Source organism: Staphylococcus sp. 231237_7MaSpsaltlick (genome assembly GCF_043107035.1).
Genome location: NZ_JBICNX010000447.1, coordinates 1 through 391 on the forward strand (window position 1 = coordinate 1; position 391 = coordinate 391).

The 391-nt window shown below is 30.9% G+C and carries 1 protein-coding gene; it reads left to right on the plus strand.

Going from position 1 to position 391, the window contains the following annotated elements; translation table 11 throughout:
- A partial coding sequence (locus ACF91D_RS32280) for a LacI family DNA-binding transcriptional regulator (protein ID WP_392438785.1) occupies positions 1–307 on the plus strand: 307 nt, incomplete at its 5' end.
- Positions 308–391 lie beyond the last annotated feature (84 nt).

Consider the following 391-nt stretch of genomic DNA (forward strand, 5'->3'; position numbering starts at 1 on the left):
TAAACTGTATTTAATAATATTTATCATTTTACTAGGGGTGCTTAATATGAAACCTAAATTAGAGGATGTTGCTAAACTTGCAAATGTTTCAAAAACAACTGTTTCTCGCGTTCTAAATAATCGTGGATACTTAAGTCAAAAGACTGTAGATAAAGTTCATAAGGCAATGAAAACTTTAAATTATCAACCTAATTCAGCAGCACGTCAACTTTTTCAACAAGAAACTAAAATTATTGGCCTACTCTTCCCAACAGTGGCTAATCCTTTTTTTGGGGAAATTATTCAAGAACTTGTATGCAAGCTCTAGAAACAGGGCTATATAGTTATTATAGGAAATTCAATGAATGATTCAGAAAAAGAAGAACATTACAGGCTTCTATTATTCTCTATC